Annotated in this window: 3 protein-coding genes; all 3 read left to right on the top strand. The window is 61.1% G+C overall.

Going from position 1 to position 5,454, the window contains the following annotated elements:
- Nucleotides 1–516 (top strand): hypothetical protein (locus tag B5G37_RS13940; RefSeq protein ID WP_204217946.1); only part of this gene is annotated, 516 nt, incomplete at its 5' end.
- A gap of 163 nt (nucleotides 517–679) precedes the next feature.
- Nucleotides 680–1,843 carry a hypothetical protein gene (locus tag B5G37_RS13935; RefSeq protein WP_087258826.1) on the top strand — a complete coding sequence of 388 codons (1,164 nt, stop codon included), beginning with the start codon at nucleotides 680–682 and terminating at the stop codon, nucleotides 1,841–1,843.
- 156 nt (nucleotides 1,844–1,999) lie between these two features.
- Nucleotides 2,000–5,454, top strand: a 3,455-nt coding sequence (locus tag B5G37_RS13930; RefSeq protein ID WP_143482977.1) for a hypothetical protein, incomplete at its 3' end; no start/stop codon positions are given.

Raw genomic sequence — 5,454 nt, 5'->3', positions numbered from 1 at the left:
CAGGGCGTGATCCTCGTCCAGCACTGGTACGACGGCACCCCGCCCCAGCAGGGCGAGAACCGGGGCAGCTTCCGGTTCGACGACGGGACCATGGTGACCGCCGCCGTCCGCCGCCCCGGCAGTGCCATGCTCCTCGTCGCCCCGGACGAGTTGGACGGCATCGTGTGGCTCAAAAAGGACGGGGAGAAGATACTGTGGCGTGAGGGCGACGACCTCATCAACGGCGAACGGTTCTTCGCCATGGAACAGCTTTGCTATTCCGACGCGGCCACCGTGTCCATCAATAAGCGTGCTCTGGCCGTGTTCGACTACCTCAAGCACGTCCACCCGGACGACAGCGACGAGACCGTTGCCGCCAGCATGGGCTACACGCCCGCCGCGATCCAGCGCATACAGGACGCGGAGCTTGCGCAGGACGACGGCTACGACGACGAGGAACCGGACGAGGATGACACGCCGGAGGAGGAAGACGGAGAAACGGAGGAGAATCCCATGATTCCGTTTGATTTCGCCTGATAACAGGCCCGTACAGGGGGCGTCCCATCCAAGGGACGCCCCCTTCGCCTATTCCACGCCTTGACGCTATTTCTGCTATCATGCTACAATAATGGCAAGCAATAAAGCTGCCATCCTAGTATGGCTGGCTTTGCCGAAACATACCCGGAAGAAGGACCCTACCATGGACGAATACAAAGATACAACGCTGCATAACGCGGAAGGCACCGAAGACGCCCTCCGTGCGGATATGAATGACAATACGGCTCCCGAGACAGGGAACGCCGCCGAAACCGAACTCCTGAGCGCTGTGGCCGACATCGAACCGGAAGAAAACGGCGCGGAGAATGACACCGATACCGGTGAAACGAAGGGCGTCACCAGCCCCGTCCGGCATCGTAGAAACCATCGCAGGCGGAACATCGCCATCGCCAGCGTGATCGCCGCCGTGGTGGTGCTGGCGGGCGGCGCGGGAGGCTACGCCTACGCCGCGTCCAACGTGCTGAAGGGCGCGGATGCCGCCCAAGCGAACGCGCAGGCCGTGGACAAGCAGCTCACCGTGAAGATCGGGGACGCGCAGGAACTCCTTGACGGCACCGAGAAGGAGCAGGTGGCCGATGCGCAGACGCTCACCGCCCTGTCCGACGCCATCGACAAGGCGCAGGCCCAGACCGGCGTGACCGACACAGGCGCGAACCGATGGCTCATCTGGCAGGAGATGGACGCACAGGCCGCGTATGACGCGGACTCTGCGGATGCATCGGATGCCATGAGCCGGTTGGATAAGGCCATGGATGCCGTGACCGGCTCCATGGACGCGAAGACGCTGGCTGACGCGAAGGCCGCGCTGCAATCCACCGTGGACAATGCGGACAAGACCTACACCGATTCCGACGGGAAGGTGCAGGACAACGCCACACGCGACGCGCTGAAGAGCGCGCTGGACGCCGCGAAGAAGGTGCTGGCGGATGACAGTGTGACCGACGCGAAGGAATACACGGATCAGAAGACCGCTGTGGACAACGCGGTGAAGACGGTGAACGACTCCATTACGGCGAAGGAGAAGGCCGATGCCGAAGCCAAGGCGCAAGCCGAGGCACAGGCGGCTGCTTCATCCGGTTCCACCGGTGGGTATTCCGGTGGTGACTCGTATTACGGAGGAGGATACACCGGAGGTTCCACTGGATACAACGGTAATACTGGCGGCTCTAATAATGGATATACTGCTCCGAGTGGCAATACTAGTGGGAGCAATAGTGCTTCCACACCCGCACCTGATACTGGTGGCGATATGAGTTTTGATTGGGTTGAAGGAGATGCCGACTTCAATGACAATCCATGGTATTAGTAAATAAAATCATCATCTAAATAAATACATGAAGGCTTTTCTGTTAGGTCAATTCAGCCGAACAGGAAGAGCCTTTATTCATTTATCAAACAGGTGTTTCTTTCTTGAGGATGGTATAGTGTTCCGTGGTACCCATAACCTATGAAAGGAGTATCCATGGTACGACCAACCAAACCCATGGAAAACAAGGACAGCGGAGGGGGCTATGACCTCCGGCGCATCCTCCGCGCCATTGTGGCACTGATCGTCTCGGCGGCCACCCTGCTCACCGGCGCATCCACAGCACTGGCTACACAGGCGAACGGTCTGCCCGGCTACTGGTACAACCCGGCGTCGGACGGCAGCGGCTGGTTCACCGCATGGCATGGTACGTCTCTGGGCGTAGTGACCTATGAAGGCGATACCCCCATCTACTGTATTGAGGCCGGAATCGTATACAGTGGTCAAGGCACATGGGAGCCTGCTACCGACCGTGACAGCAAGATCGCCGCGTTTATGGTCGATCAGCACAAGAACGACCGGAGCGACATGACGCAGGCGGCAGTCGCCTACGCCATCCACGCGCATCTTGACCGGGGACAGAGCCACTTCAGCCAGCTCAATGCCGTGGGCTTGGAGGGCGCGGACATCAACGCCGTCGCGCAGCTCGCCAACCAGCTCTGGAACGAAGCCTCGCTGAACATGCCGGACAACATTCAGGCGTCCTACCAGTACACGCAGGGCAAGCGAAAGGGCACATTTGATCCGGGTATCAAAAATGCCAATGGACAATATATTGCTGGTGTTTCATATACTGTCACTATTACAAATGGATTGGCAGTTTTCGATAGCACTGGAACAACAACGTATTCTGGTGTAACGTCTGGCAACGCAGAACATATTGGATGGACTGCTACCGGCAATGGACAAGCCCAGTTCAGCATCACGTATAAGGCGTTAAGCGGCGTGAAAATGAATTCTCCAGATCAGGACCTATTCCGGGTTGGTGACCCTTCCAATGTGAGTGGGAACATCCAGTTTGATGTGGTCAAGGATTTCCAGCCCACCGTCAGCACGCAGGTGTCCAACAAGAAGCTGAACGCCGGTGAGACCATCAAAGACAATGTGACCAGCGGCGTCGCGCAGGGCGATAGCTGGGTGGATGATACGACCGTCAAGGCGAAGGGCTACTACTTCACCGGCGATGGTGATACAATCCTCCGCACCATTGACCAGAACGGCACCGTGGAGAACCCGGAGAACCCCAACGACTATCTCAAGCGTGTGGAGGACGAGCTGGGTGAGCCGGTGGCGACCGCCGAGACCGAATTCAACGGTTCCGGCCAGACCAACGAGGTCACCGCCAAGGCCGCGGACGGCACGGACTACGTGAACCCGCAGGACGGCCTGTTCGGCGGCTGGCTGTGGCTCATCATCAAGGACGATCAGTCGGACGACGACAAGCAGTACATCAAGAACAACTACATCGACGAGTTCGGCAAGGTGTCCGAGACCGCCGTGCATACCGCAACAGTCAGCGAGTGGAGCGAGGTCGCGGAACCCTCCGCCACGGAGAACGCCGATGTGCGCGATGTCATCCATTTGAACAACCTGCCCGAGGATTTGGGCGAGTTCAAGGGCAATGACGAGTACGGTTTCGGCGCGGACAACACGAAGCTCGACGTGGAGGTGTGGTGGGCCGGTTCCGGCACCGGTGTCAAGGAGGAGGACGAAAAGTACCTCCCCAGCACGAAGGAACCCCCGGCACAGGACGAGCACCACAAGCTGCTCGGCACCTACACCTACGATTTGCAGCAGCTCATCCAGCGTGAGGGCAAGGGCTTCAATGGCCGCCTCGACATCCTCGTAGGCGGCGGCGATGCGGGCAGCCCGCTCGCGGACGGCTCCAACTTCACCATCACCGCCGACGAGACCGGCTACTACGTGTTCATCGCCAAGTACGCCGGATGCGACCGCGTGAAGGCGTTCACCAGCGACTACGACAACCGGTTCGAGGCCACGTTCGTCAGCAAGGACACGCCCATGCTCACCCTGTCGTCCAGCACCAAGCCGGGCACGGTGAAGGTGGGCGAGGAGATGCGCGACACCGCTACCATCAGCGGCACCGGCAACAGCGACGGCGCGGTGAGCGAAGGGGCCTATGTCCTGTTCGATGCCTACAACCCCGTCCCCGGCGAGGCCGATCCCAGCGTGGGCAAGCTCCTCGACTCCGACAGGCACGAGCTGACCGCCGAACAGATCGACGATCTGAACAACGGCAAGCAGATCACCGTCACCAGCAATCCCGTGAAGGCCACGACCAGCGGCAACGTGTACTGGCAGGCTGCGATCTACGCTGCGGACGGCACCCTGCTCGCCACCCACGAGCTGGGCATCGAGGATGAGACCACCGTGGTCAAGGGCGGCGGCGACATCAGCTCGGTCAGCCAGAAGCAGGGCGCGGTCGGCGGACAGATGTGGGACATCATCACTGTGTCCGACGACACCGACGGCGACGACGCGGGCAACATCCCCGACGGCTCCACCGTTCAGGTCAGCGTGTACAAGCATGAGGGCCAGAATCAGGAGACCAAGGGCCAGCTCGTGGAGACCAAGACGTTCCCCGTGGACACCGCGAAGCTCGGCGAACGCCCCGGCTCCTACAGCTTCCAAGCCCTCATGGACGGCACCTATCCGGCGGCTGGCACCTACTACTGGGTGGAACGCCTGATCGGGCCTGACGGCGGCGTGATCGCCGAAGGCAAGTACGGTGACGACACCGAACGCACCTACGTGCAGGAGTACGACACCGACGCCGCAAAGGCATGGCTGAGCACCAACGACGCGGAATACGCTGACAAGACCGTGAACACGTTCGACGTGCTCACCCAGAAGTACTACACGCAGTGGGGCGAGGACGACCAGACCGGCTCCTCCACCAGCGTGTACTTCGGCGCGACCGCCAAGGGCACGCAGGCCCAGTTCAGCATCTGGCGCGAAGGCGACGGCAACGCGGTCACGGACGTGAAGGTGCTCGACGGCCAGACCATGGACCTGCCCAAGATCGGCGACCGCAAGGAACCGTATTCGCAGAAGCTCAAGAGCGAGACGTTCACGCTCCCCGAGGACACGGTTGCTGGCACGCACTACTACATGCTGCGCGTCACCAACACGCAGGACGCCGCGAACCTTCAGGCCATCGGCATCCAGTCCGACGGTCTGGTGTGGGAGTCCCCGAAGCGCGTGGAACGCGAGAGCTTCGAGGTCGTGCGCGTCACCTCCACTGCGGCGGAACCCATCGTCACGACCGACATGCCCCATGTGCAGGAGACCCTGCATGTGGACGGCACCCTCGGCAAGGGCAGCGCCTATCAGGTGGAGACGTGGACCGTGGGCGATGACGGGAACACCGACGAAAAGGTCGGTGAGACCGATCGCGTCACGCTCGACCACGACGTGACGGACACGGACATCGCCGTGACCCTCGACACGCCCGCCGATCCCGGCACCTACCAGTTCCGCTTCAAGGTCTGGTCGCCCGACAACCTCGGCGGCGACCCCGACGTGACGGCGGACGCCGGTACGATGATGCCCGACGACTGGAAGCAGGGCGACGACTACGCGCAGAAGGT

Origin of the sequence: Pseudoflavonifractor sp. An85 (assembly GCF_002161235.1) — a bacterium.
Lineage (GTDB): Bacteria > Bacillota > Clostridia > Oscillospirales > Oscillospiraceae > Enterenecus.
Note: the sequence above shows the minus strand (reverse complement) of the source record. Positions and strands in the feature narration are given on the sequence as shown.

Bases quoted from the DNA above. Each gene is read 5' to 3' on its own strand.
- B5G37_RS13935 (WP_087258826.1), top strand. From the start codon at position 680: ATGGACGAATACAAAGATACAACGCTGCATAACGCGGAAGGCACCGAA.